The organism is Catenulispora sp. GP43, assembly GCF_041260665.1.
Taxonomy (GTDB): Bacteria; Actinomycetota; Actinomycetes; order Streptomycetales; family Catenulisporaceae; genus Catenulispora.
The window spans coordinates 223,997-241,522 of the sequence record NZ_JBGCCT010000016.1 but is presented as its reverse complement, the minus strand read 5'-3'; the positions used below and the strand labels follow the sequence as shown (position 1 = coordinate 241,522).

The 17,526-nt window shown below is 72.3% G+C and carries 12 protein-coding genes and 1 pseudogene; 10 read left to right on the top strand and 3 right to left on the bottom strand.

Going from position 1 to position 17,526, the window contains the following annotated elements; all coding sequences use genetic code 11:
* Positions 1 to 29: 29 nt before the first annotated feature.
* On the bottom strand, positions 30 to 2,801 hold the full coding sequence (locus ABH926_RS29930; RefSeq protein ID WP_370369201.1) for an AAA family ATPase: 2,772 nt from the start codon (positions 2,799 to 2,801) through the stop codon (positions 30 to 32).
* Positions 2,802 to 2,932: 131 nt separating this feature from the next.
* On the opposite strand from ABH926_RS29930, the gene ABH926_RS29925 reads away from it, so the two are divergent.
* From ABH926_RS29925 to ABH926_RS29895, 7 genes are all read left to right on the top strand, one after another.
* On the top strand, positions 2,933 to 3,739 hold the full coding sequence (locus ABH926_RS29925; RefSeq protein WP_370369200.1) for an alpha/beta hydrolase: 807 nt from the start codon (positions 2,933 to 2,935) through the stop codon (positions 3,737 to 3,739).
* A gap of 2 nt (positions 3,740 to 3,741) precedes the next feature.
* On the top strand, positions 3,742 to 4,530 hold the full coding sequence (locus ABH926_RS29920) for an SDR family NAD(P)-dependent oxidoreductase (RefSeq protein ID WP_370369199.1): 789 nt from the start codon (positions 3,742 to 3,744) through the stop codon (positions 4,528 to 4,530).
* 29 nt (positions 4,531 to 4,559) lie between these two features.
* Entirely contained in the window at positions 4,560 to 5,567 is a 1,008-nt protein-coding gene (locus ABH926_RS29915) for an alpha/beta fold hydrolase (protein WP_370369198.1), read from the top strand.
* Complete coding sequence (locus tag ABH926_RS29910) at positions 5,568 to 6,047, top strand: cupin domain-containing protein (protein ID WP_370369197.1); 480 nt, start codon at positions 5,568 to 5,570, stop codon at positions 6,045 to 6,047.
* 19 nt (positions 6,048 to 6,066) lie between these two features.
* The gene (locus ABH926_RS29905; RefSeq protein WP_370369195.1) at positions 6,067 to 6,963 is read left to right on the top strand and encodes an alpha/beta fold hydrolase; all 897 of its coding nucleotides are present in this window, start codon (positions 6,067 to 6,069) and stop codon (positions 6,961 to 6,963) included.
* A gap of 89 nt (positions 6,964 to 7,052) precedes the next feature.
* Positions 7,053 to 7,670 carry an NAD(P)H:quinone oxidoreductase gene (wrbA, locus tag ABH926_RS29900; RefSeq protein WP_370369194.1) on the top strand — a complete coding sequence of 206 codons (618 nt, stop codon included), beginning with the start codon at positions 7,053 to 7,055 and terminating at the stop codon, positions 7,668 to 7,670.
* Entirely contained in the window at positions 7,667 to 7,930 is a 264-nt protein-coding gene (locus tag ABH926_RS29895) for a WhiB family transcriptional regulator (protein WP_370369193.1), read from the top strand. Before wrbA ends, ABH926_RS29895 begins: the two co-directional genes overlap by 4 nt.
* A gap of 18 nt (positions 7,931 to 7,948) precedes the next feature.
* On the opposite strand, the gene ABH926_RS29890 is transcribed toward ABH926_RS29895, so the two are convergent.
* Together ABH926_RS29890 and ABH926_RS29885 are read right to left on the bottom strand one after the other, a co-directional pair.
* Entirely contained in the window at positions 7,949 to 10,717 is a 2,769-nt protein-coding gene (locus tag ABH926_RS29890; protein WP_370369192.1) for an AAA family ATPase, read from the bottom strand.
* A gap of 76 nt (positions 10,718 to 10,793) precedes the next feature.
* Entirely contained in the window at positions 10,794 to 13,637 is a 2,844-nt protein-coding gene (locus tag ABH926_RS29885; RefSeq protein WP_370369191.1) for an AAA family ATPase, read from the bottom strand.
* 150 nt (positions 13,638 to 13,787) lie between these two features.
* Between ABH926_RS29885 and ABH926_RS29880 the strand changes: the two genes are divergently transcribed.
* The 3 genes and pseudogenes from ABH926_RS29880 to ABH926_RS29870 form a co-directional block, all read left to right on the top strand.
* Complete coding sequence (locus ABH926_RS29880; protein ID WP_370369189.1) at positions 13,788 to 14,936, top strand: hypothetical protein; 1,149 nt, start codon at positions 13,788 to 13,790, stop codon at positions 14,934 to 14,936.
* A gap of 536 nt (positions 14,937 to 15,472) precedes the next feature.
* The gene (locus tag ABH926_RS29875) at positions 15,473 to 16,681 is read left to right on the top strand and encodes a DUF4132 domain-containing protein (protein ID WP_370369187.1); all 1,209 of its coding nucleotides are present in this window, start codon (positions 15,473 to 15,475) and stop codon (positions 16,679 to 16,681) included.
* 42 nt (positions 16,682 to 16,723) lie between these two features.
* Positions 16,724 to 17,452: pseudogene (locus ABH926_RS29870) on the top strand (class I SAM-dependent methyltransferase); the annotation flags it as partial.
* Positions 17,453 to 17,526 lie beyond the last annotated feature (74 nt).

Genomic DNA, 17,526 nt, shown 5'->3' with positions numbered 1-17,526 from the left:
TAGAAGGCCGGCGGCGGGCCTCGCGTGCGTCACGTGACGGTCATCCCGTCCCCGAAGTCGGCGTCTTGGAGCAGGTCAGGGGACAGGTTGAGGGACGAGGCCAGTTCGGAGCGCGACGCCACCCCCAGTTTGGGGAAGATCCGGTGCAGGTGCGTGCTGATCGTCCGGTGCGAGAGATAGAGCTTCTGGCCGATCTCCCGGTTCGTCAGGCCGCTCGCGGCCATCCGCGCGATCTGGAGTTCCTGGGCGGTGAGCTGGTCGCGCGCGTCGAGGTTCCGGCTGCGGCTGGTCTCGCCGGAGGCCCTGAGCTCCTGCCGGGCACGGTCGCTCCACGGGATGACGCCGAGCGCGTCGAAGGTTTCGCGGGCGGCACGCAGGTGCGGCCGGGAGTCGGCGACGCGGCGCTGGCGGCGCAGCCATTCGCCGTATGCCAGTTGTGTGCGGGCCCTGATGAACGGCCAGCCCGTGAGATCGGCGCTCAAGGCGGCCGTGTAGAACTGTTCGGCTTCGGTGTCGTCGGCCAGCAGCGCGCGTGCGAAGCGAAGCCCGGCGTGCAGGACCGGGGACGGGGTCTTCAGCGCGGCGGACTCCATCTCCCGCATGATGTCCGCGATCGCCGCGCCCCGGCCGCAGTGGGCGGCGGCGTCGACGAGGTCTGCGATGGCGAAGCAGCGCAGCGCCACCTGGTAGCAGGGGTCGGCCGGATCGTGCAGGCGGCGCAGCTGGGTGTACGCCTCGTCGAACCGGCCCGCGCCGAGCGCCGCCAGGCCGCGGGCCATCTGGGCCCGGGCCAGGACCGGCCGCGCGCCGACCGGGAGCCCGTCCTGTTCGGCCCGCGCTGTCAGCACCCTGACCCGGTCCAGGTCGCCGCGCAGCGCCCCGATCGCGGCCTCGATGGCGCGGATGAGGCCGTGCAGGAACGGCTGGGTGGTCTCGCGGGCCAGCCGGCCGGATTCCTCGGCGGCGGGTATCGCCACGCTCAGATCGCCGAGCTGCACGGCGCTGGAGGCTTCGGCCCCGAGCGCGCGGGCCAGCAGTCCCAGGCGGCCCTGCGGCCGCAGCCCGGCCGCGGCCACCGCCGACAGCTTCTGGGCCAGGTCGAAGGAGCCGACCATGAGCGCCCCGGTCCCCAGCATCCGGTCCATGCGGGCGTCGCGGCCCGGGGTGGCCGCGATCCGGTTGAGCCGTTCGATCACCACCGCGCCGCGATCGATCGGGGCGGCGTAGGCGAGGATGGCCAGCAGCCACGGGTCGTGCTCGTCCAGCCCCAGGTTCTCGGCGACGTCGACGACGTGCTGCCGGGCCCGGCCTCCCGGCTCGGTCCAGAAGCAGCGCTGGGCCGCGCTCCACAGGATGCGGACGGCCAGGTCGCGGTCGCCGTCGGCGGCGACCGTCTCGGCGAGTCCGGCCAGGGCCCAGGTGTCGGCGGTCCGGCCGCGCAGGCCCTCGTCGAATCCGCCGCGCAGCCAGACCACCCGAGCGCGCTGTTGCGTCGTCAGATCGCACCGGGAGGCTTCGTCCAGAAGGTTCCCGACGGCTTCTCGGCTGCCCAGTTCGACGGCGAGTTCGGCGGCCCGCAGCAGGCGGTCCGCCCGCGACGCAGGGTCCTGACTGAGCCGCGCGGCGTGGTCCAGCGCCATCACGGCTGCGCCGATCCCGCCGCGGTGTTCGGCCCGGACCGCGGCGGCTTGAAGCTGGGCGGCGACCGATTCGTCGGGCAGCGCGGTGGCGGCGGCGCGGTGCCAGATGCGGCGGTCTTCCTGGTCGGCGATGACGTCGGCGAGCGCCGCGTGGGCCGCGTGGCGCTCCGGCAGGCTCATGCTCTGGTGGATCGCCGAGCGCATGAGCGGATGCCGGAACCGGATCTCGCCCCGGTCCACGTCGATCAGCCGCGCGGCGACCGCCGCTGTCAGATCGCCGGTTCCGGGTTCGCCGCCGGCCAGGCGCGCCGTGGCGCTCATCGTCTCGGTCAGCGAGGGGCTGTCGTTGAGCGCCGCGATCTGCAGCAGCGTGCGGGTCGGTTCCGGCAGTCCGGACAGGCGGATCGTGAAAGCCCGCTCCAGCCGTTCGGTCAACGGGATCCAGGAGCCGGGCGTCGGGGCGCCCTCGGCTATCGCGGCCGCGGTGCGCGGGAGTTCGGTCAGCGCCAGCGGGTTGCCCGCGGCCTCGGCCAGCACCCGGCGGCGCAGCGCCGGTTCGAGGTCGGGAGCGTGGGCGTCCAGCAGGGCCACCGCCGCCTCGGTGCCGAGCGGCGCCAGGACCAGTTCGGGCAGCTCGGAGTCGACCAGCGACGAGGAGAACCCGTCGCGCGCCGCCGCCAGCAGCACGATCGGCTCGGACTCCAGCCGCCGGGCGAGGAAGGCCAGGACGTGGGAGGTCGAGATGTCCAGCCAGTGCGAGTCCTCCACCACCACCAGGACCGGGGTCGTCTCGGCGGCCTCGGCGATCAGGTTCAGGGCGGCCAACCCGACCAGGAAGACGTCCGGGGCGGCCGGTTCCGCGCCGCCGAGCGCCGCCTCCAACGCCGCGCGCTGCCGCTGCGGAATCAGGGCGATCCTGTCGCGGATCGGATAGAGCAGCTGATGCAGGCCGGCGTAGGGAAGGTGCGTCTCGCACTGGACACCGGACGTGGTCAACACCCGCAGCCCTGAAGCCCTGGCGCGTCCGGTCGCGTAGTCCAGCAGTGCGGACTTCCCGACGCCGGCTTCGCCGCGGACCACCAGAGCGGTCCCCCGCTCGCGGACATCGGAGATCAGGCTCCTGATCCGCCTCGTCTCCGCCGCCCGCCCGACCAGTGCCACAAAGCTCCCTGAAGGGAAGAGGTCGGCGCCACGCCGCCGAGTTCGCCAGCATAGTTGATCAAGCTGCGGTCCCGCAGGACTGGGGTCTTTCCACGGTTCGAAGGCCACACCCCGCGTGTTGTGCTTTCGCCATGACCACACCGACGACTCCGACCCCCGTCCTGTTCATCCACGGACTGTGGCTGCACGCCACGTCCTGGGAGCCGTGGATCGACCTGTTCCGGCAGGAAGGCTACGATCCGTCCGCCCCAGGCTGGCCCGGCGACCCCGACACCGTCGAGGAGGCCCGCGCCAACCCCGAGAGCATCGCCGACCACGGCATCGACGACGTCGTCGAGCACTACGCCGCGATCATCAGAGGGCTGCCGGTCCCGCCCATCCTGATCGGGCACTCCTTCGGCGGCATGATCGCGCAGAAGCTGCTGGGCCAGGACCTGGCCGCCGCCGCGGTCGCGATCGACGCCGCGCAGATCAAGGGCGTGCTCCCGCTGCCGCTGTCCGCACTGCGCGCCACGTTGCCGGTGTTCAAGAACCCGGCGAACAAGCACCGCGCCGTATCACTGACCGCCGAGCAGTTCCGCTTCGCTTTCGGCAACGCGCTGACCGCCGAGGAGTCCTCCGCGCTGTACGAGCGCTGGACGATGCCGGCCCCGGGCCGGCCGCTGTTCGAGGCGGCCGCCGCGAACTTCAACCCGCACTCGCCGGCCAAGGTCGACACCGCCAACGCCGCGCGCGGCCCGCTGCTGCTCATGACCGGCGGCAAGGACCACACCGTCCCGGAGGCGGTGACCCGCGCGACGCTCAAGCAGTACCGGCATTCCGAGGCGGTCACCGACATCACCGACTTCCCCGACCGCGGGCACTCGCTGACCATCGACGGCGGCTGGCGCGAGGTCGCCGGCACCGCCCTGGACTGGCTGCGCCGGCAGGGGATGTGAGCATGGACCTGCATCTGACCGGCAAGACAGCGGTCGTCACCGGCGCGAGCCGCGGCATCGGACTGGCCGTGACCCGAGCCCTGGTCTCCGAGGGCGCGCGGGTGGTGGCCGGCGCCCGGGAGATCACCCCCGAGCTGAAGGGACTCGTCGCCGGCGGCGGGGTCCTGGCGGTCGAGCTGGACCTGACCGCGCCGGACGGCCCGGCCGAACTGGTCGCGGCCGCTGTCCTCGCCTTCGGCGGCCTGGACATCCTGGTCAACAACGTCGGGGCGGTCCGGCCGCGGGTCGAGGGCTTCCTCGCGGTGACCGACGAGGACTGGGACGCGACGCTGGCCGTCAACTTCCTGGCCGCCGTACGCACCACCCGGGCTGCACTGCCGCACCTGGTGGAGCGGGGCGCCGGGGCGGTCGTCACGGTCAGCTCCGTGAACGCCTTCCTGCCCGACCCGCTCGTCATCGACTACAGCGCCGCCAAGGCCGCGCTGTCCAACTTCTGCAAGGCGCTGTCCAAGCAGGTCGGCCCGCGGGGCGTCCGCGTCAACACCGTCAGCCCCGGACCGGTCGCCACCGGCCTGTGGCTGGCCGACGAGGGCGTCGCGGCGACCGTCGCGAAGGCCACCGGCAGCACCGCCGGGGCGGTCGCCGAGCAGGCCGCCGGCGACGCCGTCACCGGCCGGTTCACCCGGCCGGAGGAGGTCGCGGACGTCGTCCTGTTCCTGGCCGGCGACCGGGCCGCGAACATCACCGGCTCGGACGTCGTCATCGACGGCGGTCTGATCAGCACCCTGTAACACCCGTCTCACACCCTCTGGAGCACTCTGTGAAGCACCTCCATGCCGTCTTCCGGCCGGGCGTCATGCTCACCCTGGCCGTGGCCTCGGCCTTCGGGCTGGCCGCCACCACGATCAGCACCGGGACCGCGCAGGCCACGACGTCCCCGCCGGCCGCGTCCTCGGGCGAACACATGCCGGCCGGGTTCAGCGAGCACAAGGTCCGGGTCGGCACGACCGGCATCGACTACGTGATCGGCGGCCACGGCCCGACCCTCGTCCTGCTGCACGGATACCCGCAGACCTGGTACGAGTGGCGGGACGTCATGCCGGCGCTCGCCGCGCACTACACGGTCATCGCCCCCGACCTGCCCGGCGCGGGCCGCAGCGACGCCCCGGCGACCGGCTACGACAAGAAGGACCTCGCGGCCGACATCCACGGCCTGCTGGTCGGGATCGGGCACGACAAGGACATCCGGCTGGTCGGCCACGACATCGGAACGATGGTGGCCTACTCCTACGCCGCCGCCTATCCGCGGGACGTCACCAAGCTCGTGCTCAGCGAGGCACCGATCCCGGACCCGAGCATCTACACCTTCCCCTCGCTCACCGCCGACGGCCCCGGCGCCTGGCACTTCGGGTTCTTCGCGCTCACCAACGGCCTGCCCGAGGAGCTCATCACCGGCCGGGAGGAGTTGTGGACGAGCAAGTTCATCGACGACCTCGAAGTCGTCAAGGGCGCCGTCACCCCGAACGACATCGCGGTGTTCTCCAGCTATCTGAAGGACCCCGCACACCTGGAAGCGAGCTTCCAGTGGTTCCGCACCCTGCCGCAGGACATGGCCAACGACGCGGTCTACCAGAAGACCAAGCTCACCATGCCGGTGCTGGCGATCGGAGCCTCGGGCAGCCTCGGCAGCTTCGTGCCCGACCAGGTCCGCAAGTACGCGAAGAACGTCACCGGCGTCGTCGTCCCCGACTCCGGCCACTGGATGTACGAGGAACACCCGGCGGAGATGGCGCAGATCCTCCTCACCTTCCTGAAGGGAGACAAGTAAATGCTCCCCCCGTTCCCCGACGACACGTTCCCCGGCACCGAATCCGAACCCTTCTGGTTCCTCGGTGGCCGCAGCCGGCTCCTGGTGCCCGGCAGCAGGACCAACGGCGCCCTGAGCGTCATGGAGTTCCTGGACACCGCCGGCCACGCGCCCCCGCTGCACGCCCACGAGGATGAGGACGAGGTCTGGATCGTCCTGGACGGCGAGGTCTCCTTCTTCGTCGACGACAAGCGCCTGGACCTGCACACCGGCCAGATCGCGCACGGGCCGCGCGGCGTCCCGCACAGCTACCTGGTCCGCTCGGAGAGCGCCCGGCTGGCCGTCGTGTTCAGCCCCTCGCGCATCGAGGAGTGGTTCAGCGCCAACGGGACGCCCGCGACCCGCCTCGACGAGGAGCCCGCGCCCTTCGACATCGGCGGCATCCTCGCCTCCGCGGACCCCTTCCACCTGCGCGTCGCCGGACCGCCGCCGACCGCCTGAGACGGAGAAAGGCAGAACCATGCTTGAAACCCCGCCCTCGGCGGCGCATCCGCACCGCTGGGCCCGCAAGCGGGCCACGCTGCCGGCCGTGCTGGCTGTCGCGGCTCTCCTGGTCCCGGCTGTCGCCTCGGCTTCGGCCGCGCCGGCGAATCCGCCGATCCCGGCAGGCCGACAGAGCGCGGCCGGCGCGCCGAGGCACCACGGCCCCAAGCCCACGGTCGTGCTGGTCCACGGCGCCTTCGCCGACTCCTCCAGCTGGAACGGTGTCATCACCCGCCTGGAACACGACGGCTACCCGGTCATCGCGGCGGCGAACCCGCTGCGCGGACTGGACAGCGACTCGGCCTACGTCTCCAGCATCCTGAGCACCATCCCCGGACCGGTGATCCTGGTCGGCCACTCCTACGGCGGCGCGGTCATCACCAACGCCGCGGTCGGGCACGCCAATGTCAAAGCCCTGGTCTACATCGCCGCGTTCGCCCCGGACCAGGGCGAGAGCGCGCTGGGGCTGACCGGGATGAACCCGGGCAGCCAGCTCGGTGCGGCGCTGGTCGTCCGGCCGTACTCGGTCACCGGCGGCGGCGGCGAGGACGGATACGTCGACCAGACGAAGTTCCGCGCGGTCTTCGCCGCGGACGTCCCGGCGTCCACCGCCGACCTGATGGCGGCCGAACAGCGCCCGGTGGCACTGGCCGCCCTCCAGGGCGCCAGCGGCGTCCCGGCCTGGAAGACCATCCCGTCCTGGTACCTGGTCGCCGGGGCCAACCAGGCGATCCCGGCCGCGACCGAGAAGTTCATGGCCAAGCGGGCCGGCGCCCACACGGTCGTCGTCCCGAACGCCTCGCACGCGGTCATGGTCTCCCACCCCGACCGGGCCGAGGACCTCATCGTCGAGGCCGCCGACGCGACCGGCTGAGGCACTCGACCGGCACTACCGCGGGGTCGCAGCGCCGATCGGCGGTGCGGCCCCGCACCACCTGTACTCCTTTGGAAGGACCGCGTTTCATGGAAACCCCCGTCAACGTCGCAGTCATCTACTACTCGGCCACCGGCAGCGTCTTCAAGCTGGCCAAGGCCGCGGCCACGGAGGCTGAGAAGGCCGGCGCCCGAGTACGGCTGCGCAAGGTCCGCGAACTCGCGCCCGATGAGGCGATCGCCACGAGCGAGGGCTGGTCCGAGCATGTCGCGACCACCCAACACATCATGGAGGCCGCCCTGGACGATCTGGAGTGGGCCGACGTGATCCTCCTGGGCTCGCCGACCCGCTTCGGGCTGCCGGCCGCGCAACTCAAGCAGTTCATCGATACCACCGGACCGCTGTGGGGCCAGGGCCGACTCGTCGACAAGATCGGATCCTCGTTCACTTCCACCGCCACCGCGCACGGCGGCCAGGAGTCCACGATCCTCGCGATGAACAACACCTACTACCACTGGGGCTGCATCATCGTCCCGCCCGGCTACGCGGACCCGATCCAGTTCCAGGCCGGCAACCCCTACGGCGCCAGCCACATCTCGGACAACGGCGCGATCCCGCCCGGCGAGCTGGAGCTGGCCGCCGTCCAGTTCCAGACCCGCCGCGCCATCGAGATCGCCGAGATCCTGCGGCGCGGGCGCGATACGTGAAGCCGGCGAGGACGCGGCCACTCGCCGCACTTTGGGATTGGCAGCAGTCCGCGGCCTGCCGTGGCCTGGAGAGCGCCCGGTTCTTCTCCCCGACAGGCGAGCGGGGCACGGCTCGGATGGAGAGGGAGAGGGCGGCCGGCGAAATCTGCCAAGGCTGCGTGGTCCGCGAACAGTGCGCCCGCTTCGCCGCGGAATCCGGTGAGCGGCACGGGGTCTGGGGCGGCGTCAGCCGCGAGCGTGCGACGGCACGGAAGCGGTGAACGGCGCCTGCCGCGAGCTCACTGAAGGACCGTGCGCAGTTGCCGCCGGGACGTGATGTCCAGCTTCCGGAACACCTTGTTGAGGTGGTACTCGACGGTCGACTGGGTGATGAACAACCGGGTCGCGATCTCGGAGTTCGTCGCCCCCGAGGCCGCCAGCCCGGCGATCCGCCGCTCCTGCGGGGTCAGATCGTGGCCGGCCGGTCCGGTCCGGCTCCGGGCGCGCTCGCCGGTCGCCAGAAGCTCGACCCGGGCGCGTTCGGCGAAGGCCGCCGCGCCCATCTGCGCGAACATGTCGTAGGCGGTCCGCAACTCGGCCCGGGCGTCGGCGCGTCGCCTGCGCCGGCGCAGCCACTCGCCGTGGAGCAGGTGGGTCCGGGCCAGCTCCGTCCGGATCCGCGCGCGGCCGAGCTGCGCCACGGACTCGGCGAAGAAGGCCTCGGCCTGGTCGTCGTCCGCCATCAGGGCCCTGCCGCGCGCCAGCTGGCCCAGAGCCCAGGGCGTGCCGGACGCCGGCGCGCGCTCCGCCAACCGGCGCAGGGCGTCCTTCGCCGTCCGGTGGTCGCCGCAGCGCACGGCGGCCTCGATGAGGTCCGGCAGGGCCCGGTGCGCGGCCCCCGCGTTGTCGTTCTCGAATGCCACGCGGGCGCAGGACAGGGCCTCGGCGTAGCGCCCGAGGCTGATGTCCAGCACAGCCAGGCAGTTCCGGGCCCAGTCCTCCAGCCCGCCGTTCGCGTAGGGCCTCGCCAGGCCGCGGACGAGCTCGTCCGCGGCGGCGCGGGCCTGCCTCTCCTGGCCGCTCCACGCCGACAGCTCGACCCGGTAGGCGGGCCCCGGCACAGGCTCGCCGACGACGGCCGCGAGGTCCTCGGCCTCGTCCAGGCACGCCGTGGCCGCGGCGAACCGGCCGGCGCGCAGCTCCCACGAGGACCGGACCACCAGCGTGAAGCGCAGCGCGCCCAACGCGCCGACACGGCGCTCGTTCTCCTCGGCGAGCACGGCGGCCTCGTGCCCGCCGACGTCGTCCCAGACTTCCTCGGCGGTGTACAGGGCCAGCGTCGCCGGGCGAACGCCCTGTTCGATCACCTCGCGGTCTCGGCCCATGGCCGCCAAGGCCGCCCTCAACAGCGGCGCCGACCGGGGGAAGTCGCCGTCGGCGCGCAGAGCGAAACCCTGAAGGAGCAGGTCCGCACTGGTCGGTGCGACCGACCGCACGGCCGGCGAAGCCAGCACCGCCGCACCGAAACTCTTCGGCGCGACCGGATCGGGATCCCCGCACAGGGCCCCGAGAAGCCCCTCCATCAGAATCGACCGGGCCAGGGCCGGATCGGCGCCGGCGACGATGTCGGCCGCGTCCAGCATCCGGGGCAGCACTCCCCCGATCCGTTCGAAGTAGATGTCTGTCGTGGCCCTGGTCTGCATAGCCCGGGCCCGGAGCACCGGATCGTCGGCGGCCAGGAAGGGCTCGGCCTGGTCGAGCATCGCCTTGGCGGCGGCCGGGTCCCCGAGCATCAGGTGCGCGCGGGCGGCCTCGACCAGCCGGACGCCCCGGCCGGCGACCGACAGCTGCGCCGCCTTGGCCAGCAGCGCGGCCCGCTCGGCGTAGCCGCCTCGGGCGCGGGCGAGTTCGGAGGCGGTGTCGAGTTCGCCGGCCACCTCGTCGTCGAGCCCGATCGTCGCCTCGGCGCGGTGCCAGGCCCGGCGCTCGGGACTGCGGACCGGATCGCTGGCCGCGGCGAGCGCCGCGTGGACCCGGCGGCGTTCGGCTGCGTCGGCTCCGCGATAGACGGCCGAGCGGATCAGCGGGTGGCGGAACTCGATGAGCGGGCCGCGCTTGAGGACGCCCGTCGTCATCGCGGCGTCGGCGGCTTCGGCGGGCACGCCGAGTTCGGCGGCGGCGCGCCACAGCAGCAGCGGGTCCTGCGGGGGCGTGGCCGACAGCAATACCAGGAAGGTCCGGGTCTCTTCGGGGAATCCTTCAACCAGCTGGCCGAAGTGGGCCTCCAGGCTGTCCCCGACCGGGAGCGGGCCGATCAGCGGCGCGGTCCCCGCCAGATGCGCCGGGCTGAGCGCGTCGATGCTCTCGATCAACGCCAGGGGATTGCCGCCGGTATCGGCGACGATGCGCGCGGCCACGGCCGGGTCCAGCCGCCCGGCGACGAACAGCGCGAGCAGTTCGTGCGCGTCGGCCTCGCCCAGACCGCGGACCGGCAACACCGTGAGCCCTTCGAAGGCCCGCAGCCCGGCCGGTTCCTCGCGGCCGGCCAGCACGAAGCCGATCGCGTCGGCGCCGAGGCGGCGGCCGACGAACGCCAGCGCGTCGCGGGACTCCCGGTCGAGCCAGTGCACGTCGTCGATCAGGCACAGCAGCGGCTGTGCCGAGGCCGCTCCGGCCAGCAGGGTCAGGGTCGCCATGCCGACCAGATGACGGTCCGCCGGCGGCCCGGCGAGCATCCCGAACGCCGAGGCGAGGGCTTCACGCTGCGGAGCGGGCAGCGCGCCGAGGCCGTCCAGGAACGGACGCAGCAGGCCGTGAAGGGCCGCGAAGCCCAGGCGCGCCTCGGATTCGACGCCGGCCGCGCGCACGACGTGCACCCCGGCCGCCGTCTCGGCCACGTGGTCCAGCAGCCTGGTCTTGCCGACGCCGGCCTCGCCGACCAGCACCAGCGCCGAGCTCATGCCCTCGCGCACGCCGGCCAGCAGATCCGTCAGCGCCCGCAGTTCTTCGCCCCGGCCGGTGAGCGGAACCCGGCGGGATCGGATTCCGGCGGGGAAGTAGTCGGCCATCCCCTCCAGGGAACCAACCAGAGGCCCTCCGGCACCCTAGGGTCCGACCCTAGTCCGCTCCTCCGGAGGGCTGCGGCTACTCGGTCCGCAGCGCCTCGCCGAGCTGCCGGCGCGACGATATGCCCATCTTGGCGTAGATGTTGGACAGGTGGTACTCCACCGTCTTCTGGCTGACGTAGAGCTCGGCCGCGGCCTCCTGGTTCGTGCGCCCGTCGACGATCAGGTGGGCCACCGACAGCTCCCGCTCGGTCAGGGCGAGCACGCGGCTGCTGGTCCGGCCCAGGGCGGTCAGGCCGATCGCCGCCAGGTCCGCGTCGCAGCGTTCGAGGAACGGCGTGGCGCGCAGCGCGCTGAACCGGTCGTGGGCGGATCTGAACCAGCGTGCGGCCTCGCGCCGGGAGCCCGAGCCGGTCGCCACGAGCAGTCGTGCATACCGGTGTTCCAGCAGCGCGCGGAAGAAGGGCGCGTCGTCGTCGTCGGCAGCGGGTGTCTCGGCCGCCTCGGCCGCCTCGGCGACAGCCTGTCCGTAGATCGCCAGCGCGTCGCCCGGCCGCTCCTGTGCTTCAGCCAGGTGGCCGCCGAGGCGGGCCAGGACGAGCCGCAGGTAGCCCGTGCCGTCGTGTTCCCGGACGAGTGCGTCGATGGCCTGCTCCGCCGCTTCGAGTTCGCCCACGCCGATCAACGCCTCGGCCAGCAGCGACTGCTGCCACAGCCAGAAAGGCTTGTACCGGAGGCGTATCCGCTCCTGCGCGCCGTCGGTCCCGCGATCCAGCAACGGCTCCAACGACCTGAGCATGGCCGCGGGGTCCGCCCGGGCCTGCGCCAGCACCGTCCCGGCCATCGCCCAGAACACCGTCTCGGCCGCCGGCGACCCGAAGGCCCGGTTCATCCGGTCCAGGGTGTCGATCTGGGCCAGGGCCTCGTCCCACCGCCCGCGGCCCGCCAGGACGCACACGGCCGCGAACCCGGCGGCGGCGTCGCCGAACACGTGGTCCTGGGCGGCGGCGATCGTCTGCGCCCGATCGGCTGCCGACTCCGCGGCGTTCCAGTCGCCCGCCACGTATTCCGCCACCGCCAGCAGCGCTAGCGACAGATGGCCGAGTTTCGAGCCGGCGCCCTGCCGGTCGCGCAGCGCCACCGCCGCCAGATCGGCGCGCGCCGCGGGTATCCGGGCCAGGAACAGGTTGCAGACACCCCGGGTGGCCAGCGAGTCGAGCTGGTCGTTCGGCGCCTCGGTGGCCTCGGCGGGCAGGTGGTCCAGCCGCCGCAGCGCGGAGCGCGGCCCCTGGTCCCACAGCACGCCGGTGGCGAGCATCGTCCGGGTCAGGTCGGTCGTCGCGGGGTCGAGATCGCCGACGGCCAGGGTCCGGGCGGCCACCTCGGCGGTCTCGGCGCCCCGGCCGTCCCGGATCATGATGGTGGCCAGGAACGTCCCGGCGAGGACCGCGACCCAGCCCGGCTCCGGTTCGGCGAGCGCTTCGCGCCAGGCTTCGGTGAGGCGGGCCTCGGCGGCGGGGAAGCGTCCGGAGAGCATCTCCATGACGCCCAGAACGCAGCCGCGCAACGGGCTCAGCGCGCAGTCCTCGACCTGGGGACGCATCGTCATGGCCGCCACCGGCCGCATGGTGAGCAGCGATTGGGCACAGGCGGTCAGCAGCCGGCGCTCCCGGTCCGCGCGCGCTTCGGAGAGCTCGGCGGCCCACTGCAGGCGGGTGGCTGCCAGGGCGTTGCGCCCGGCGGCGGCCTCGGCCGTCCCGGACTGTTCCAGCTCGGCGGCGAGCCCCGGGTCGACGGAAACCGCTGCCGCGACCCGGTGCGCCCAGGCCGCGCCGGTGGGGACCACGCCGGCGGCGGCGAGGTGGAGGGCGTGGCGGCGTTCGGGGTCGATCGCGTCGTAGACGGCGTCCCGCTGCAGGGCGTGGACCAGGGTGACAGGGCTTTGCGATTCCTCCGGCCACCAGCGGACCAGCCCGGCCCGCAACGCCGGGCCGAGCGCCTTGGCCGGATCGGGCGTCCCGGCGACCCGCGCGACGGTCGCGAGCGGCAGGCGGGCGGCCAGCACCGCCATCGCCTCCAGAAGGGCCACGGAGTCCGCAGGGAGCTGCTCCAGCACGGTTCTGATACTCGCTCGGAGCGTGCGCGGAGCCGGCCAGCGCTGCGCCGTCTCGTCGCGCAGGGTCTGGACCGGCACCTCGGCCAGGACCGTACGCAGGTAGAGGGGATGGCCTTTCGTGTAGCTGTGCAGGCGCTCGACCAGCTGCGGAGCCAGGCGCACGTCGAGCAGCCGCCGGGCCACCAGCGCGACGTCGTCCTCGCCTAGCCCGCCGATCTCGACGCTGACGGCCCGCTCCAGGGACCGGACCAGCCGGTCCAGGGTCCCGACGGTGTCCTCCTCCTCGGATCGCGACACCAGGACGGTCAACACCCGGTCGGCCCACAGCCGGCGCAGGACGAATCCCAGCACCTGCACCGACAGCTGATCGGCCCAGTGGACGTCGTCGACAACGATCGCGACCGGCCCCTTGGACTCCTGCAGCACGCCCAGCAGAAGCAGCAGCTGCCCGGCAACGGCGTTGGCCGACGCCACGCCGGCGCCATGCAGCGCCAGCAGCGGGAACGGCGCCGCCAGGTCGTGGTCCACCCGCCGTATCAGTTGACTGATGACGCCGCCGGGCAGGTCCGTCTCGGAGGCGTCGCCGGCGGCCCACAGGACGGTGAAGTCCTCCAGCGAGGAGGCCAGCCGGCGTACGAGGGCGCTCTTGCCGATACCGGCCTCGCCCTCGACCACGGCCAGCCACGCCTGGCCGTCGCGCACTTTCCCCGCACACGCAGCGAGCAGGTCGCACTCACGGTGGCGGCCGACGAAGACCTCGGCCCGGGCGTCCGGGACCGGGTATGCCGCACTCGTGGCCACGCTCATAGTTCAGGTCTCCCAAGGGGCGGAGTCATGCGGGCCGGCAGCTGCGGACGAGGTGATCATAATGCGATCCCGTCGCGTGTCGTCGCCGGAATCAGAAGTCGCGTGGAGGAGGATTCTCTCTGCCCACTTTGACCGATTTCGGGAGCAATCATGGCTGCATCGGCACGTTTCCGGAAGCGGATCCGCAGAACCCTCGCCCGCGTCGGAGTCGGGGCGGTGGTCACGGCCGCCGGTATCGTGCCGGCGTCGGCGGACGGCCCGGTCACCGAGTACGGCCCGTTGCCGTCCATCCCGCTCAGTGGCGTGTGCGAGACGCACTTCGACGGCGGTGGAAAGCTGTGGGTCGAGCAGTATCTGAGCAGTCAGGTCGCGCGGTTCGACCCGGCGGCGGGCACGTTCACTGAATACAACACGCCGATGCCGTTGTCGGTACCCGGTGGCATGGCCATCGGTCCGGACGGCGGTCTGTGGATGCCGGAGGTGACCGGCAATGCCCTGCTGCGCGTGAACACCGCCGACGGCAGCATGCAGGAGTTCCAGCTGCCCTGGCTGAACGCCCTGAACACCTCGGCCCTCGGCCTGCCGCTGCATCTGGGGCTGGGTCTGGCCAACGACATCACGGCCGGGCCGGATGGCGCGCTGTGGTTCACCTTGGGCGGCCTGAACGCCATCGGGCGCTTCGACCCCGCGACGCGCTCCTTCGCCGAGTACCCGGTGCCCGGGGAGATCCTGGGGCAGGTGCAGGCGCTGTTCGGCATCATCAAGCCGGGCCCCGGCAACACCGTCGTCATGGATCTGCCGCAGCAGAACGCTGTGGTCACCCTCGACGTGTTCACGCACAGGTTCACCCGGTACACGATGCCGACGGCGTTGTCCTTCCCGGTCGGGGTGTGGACGGCCAGGGACGGCTCGATCTGGGTCAGCGAGTCGCTCGGCATGAAGATCGCCCGGATCAGTCCGGCCACCGGCGCGATCCGGGAGTACCCGCTGTTCAGCGTCGGCGGCCTGCTCGACACCGTCGAGGGCGACCTGGTCCACGGTTCGCTCGGCAACCCGCTGCCGCTGCCCGGCCCGATCACCCAGGGCAGCGACGGCGACATGTACTTCGCGCTGGCCTTTCCCACCGCCGCCGGCCTCGGCAACCAGATCGGCATGATCGACCCGGCCACCGGACGGACCCGGGCGTGGTGGGCGCCGTCGTCCGCGTCGTACCCCTGCGACGTCCAGGCCGAGCAGGCCGGGTCGATCTGGTTCGGGGAACTCACGCCGAACACGGTCGGGCGGCTGCGGTTCGGCTGAACCGCCGCGGGCGGCCCGGGAAACTTTTGAATCCGCCCTCTGTGACAGCGTTCACCTTTAATTGGTCAAGGCTAGCCGTCGGATGCCTTAGAATGGGAGGCGAAGCGAGAAAAGATCCGATGGATCCATGAGGAGTCAACGATGAACGCCGAAGTCCTGACCGCCCGCCTGCAGATCGCCGCCGCCCGCCGCAAGGCCGAGGCCGAGCGCCAGACCCGGCCGGCGAAGGCCGACGCCAAGAAGTAACCCGGCGCGCGCCGGCCGGGCCCGACCCCGCGGCGCCGCCCCCGAGCGATAGAGCTGAGCGATACAGCTGAGCTATAGAGCTGAGCTATAGAGCTGAGCCGTACAGCTGAGCGATGCCCCTGGCAGCACGATCTGCCAGGGGCATCGCCGTGTGTGCGATGGCGATTGCTCGTACGCTGTGGTGGCGGACTCGGGATCAGGGGCGGGCAATGGGGCAGGATGGTCTTCTCGGGAAGTTGTTCCGGCGCAAGGGCGCGGAGGCTGGTTCCCAACCAAAGACGAGCGGCTCGGTGTCGGCATCGTCTGGACGTGAGCCACGGCTGGGCATCGAGGAAGCCGTCCCGTTTCCGGTCGACCTCCTGAAGCCGGTCGCCGCCCCGAAGCCGGTCGCCGTCCCGAACTGGGACCAGGACGAAGCCCTGCGGCACATCCTCGGCCAGGCCGCCGACGCACCGGCCGTCAGGCAGGTCCTCGACCTCTGCGACACCCTGCACGGCCTGATGCCGCCAGCTCCCTGGCGCGAGCAGATGGCCTCGCTGCTCGCCGACAACGCCGCGGGCGTCGGCGCTCTGCGGGCGATCGCGCTGCGCGAGACGCCGTTCGACGACCCGCGGGCCGACCATCGCGTCCCGTTCGTGCGCAGCGTCGTGTGGGCGCTCGGGCTGACCGAGCCCGCCGACGCCGTCCCGCTGCTCATCCGCATCACCGAGTTGTACGGCGAGCCGGGGCGCGGCCGGGAGTACCGCTCCGTCGCGGTCACCGCGGTCGAGGCGCTCGGCGGGATCGGCGGTGAGCGCGCGCTGCCGGCGCTGCGGCGGATCAGGGCGGAGGCGAAGCTCGGCGACGTCCGCCGGGCCGCCTCCCGCGAACTCGACCGGACGCTGGACGAGGCCCACCTCTCGCGCGCCGACGTCCCTGAATGGCAGGCCGAGACCTTCGATCTCGACCGGGACGGGCTGCGCGTCATCGAGCTCGGCCACGGCTACACGGCGACGATCCAGCTCGACGCCGACGGCACCGTCACCCTGTTCTACGTCCACCCGACAGGCCAACGGCTGTCCACGCAGCCGTCAGGTGTGCGCGCGGAGGACCTCCACGATGCCGCGAGCGTCGCAGCGAGCCTGCGCACGGTCGTCTACGCCGAGCGGTTCCGCCTCAAGCAGCTCATGAAGGATCAACGGACGCTGACATACGAGGACTGGATGGAGTCCTACCTCGGCAATCCCGTCACCGGCCGGCTGTGCCGTGCGCTGGTCTGGGAGTCGTCGATCGACGGCGGTGAGCACTGGCGCCGCTTCCTGCCGGTCTGGAGCGCGCGCCGCGAGGCGTGGCTGCGACTCGGCGAGGACGGCGTCTCGCACGAGGTCTCCGAGGAGTCGCAGGCCCGCGTCGTCGATCCGCAGCGCTTCACCGCGGCCGAGAAGCGGGCCTGGGCCGTGCGGCTGCGGAAGCTCAAGCTGACGCAGCCGTTCGAGCAGGTGGGTATGCCGCGTGGTTGAGTGTGAGATGGCCTATGAGACGGAGGCAGCCTGATGTCACGTGCGCAGCTGTACGACACCATCGGAACCACCTACTCCACGACGCGGCACACCGATCCGCGCATCGCGGCGCAGCTCTGGGCCGCGCTCGGCGATGCGCAGACTGTGGTGAACGTCGGTGCGGGCACTGGTTCCTACGAGCCCTGCGACCGCGATGTCACCGCGGTGGAACCCTCGGCGGTCATGCGGGCGCAGCGTCCCGCGGATGCTGCTCCGTGCATCGACGCCTTCGCCGAGAGCCTTCCGTTCCCCGACCAGTCCTTCGACGCCGCGATGGCCTTCGCCACCATCGACCACTGGCAGGACCCGTTCGCCGGATTGCGGGAGATGCGCCGTGTCGCACGCCGCGTGGTGGTGTTCACGAAGGACTTCAGCGCCCTCGACACGTTCTGGTTGGACCGCGACTACGTACCCGAACGCGCGGACCTGCTCATCGGCCGGCCCGCGCTGACCGACCTGGCCGACTCGATCGGGGCCCGGGTGGAGCCGGTGCTCATCCCCTGGGACTGCGCCGACGGCTTTTATGAGGCCTACTGGCGCCGTCCCGAGGCGTACCTGGACGAGGAGATCCGCCGCGGTATGTCGATCTGGGCCCGGGTCGGCGCGGACGCGGAACGGCGGGCGGTGCGCAGCCTGGCCGAGGACCTCGCGTCGGGGAGGTGGGCCGAGCGCAACCACGGGCTCGTCGATCTCGACGCGGCAGAGCTTGGCGTGCGCCTGCTCATCGCCTGAGTCGGTCGCCGGCGAGCTGGCGCCGCACGCGGCACAGCGGAGAGCGGACAGCAGACAGCAGACAACTGGCAGCT

Excerpts from the sequence above, each read along its gene's own strand:
- ABH926_RS29925 (WP_370369200.1), top strand. The coding sequence starts at position 2,933 with ATGACCACACCGACGACTCCGACCCCCGTCCTGTTCATCCACGGACTG.
- ABH926_RS29920 (WP_370369199.1), top strand. The coding sequence starts at position 3,742 with ATGGACCTGCATCTGACCGGCAAGACAGCGGTCGTCACCGGCGCGAGC.
- ABH926_RS29910 (WP_370369197.1), top strand. The coding sequence starts at position 5,568 with ATGCTCCCCCCGTTCCCCGACGACACGTTCCCCGGCACCGAATCCGAA.
- ABH926_RS29905 (WP_370369195.1), top strand. The coding sequence starts at position 6,067 with ATGCTTGAAACCCCGCCCTCGGCGGCGCATCCGCACCGCTGGGCCCGC.
- wrbA (WP_370369194.1), top strand. The coding sequence starts at position 7,053 with ATGGAAACCCCCGTCAACGTCGCAGTCATCTACTACTCGGCCACCGGC.
- ABH926_RS29890 (WP_370369192.1), bottom strand. The coding sequence starts at position 10,717 with ATGGCCGACTACTTCCCCGCCGGAATCCGATCCCGCCGGGTTCCGCTC.
- ABH926_RS29885 (WP_370369191.1), bottom strand. The coding sequence starts at position 13,637 with ATGAGCGTGGCCACGAGTGCGGCATACCCGGTCCCGGACGCCCGGGCC.
- ABH926_RS29880 (WP_370369189.1), top strand. The coding sequence starts at position 13,788 with ATGGCTGCATCGGCACGTTTCCGGAAGCGGATCCGCAGAACCCTCGCC.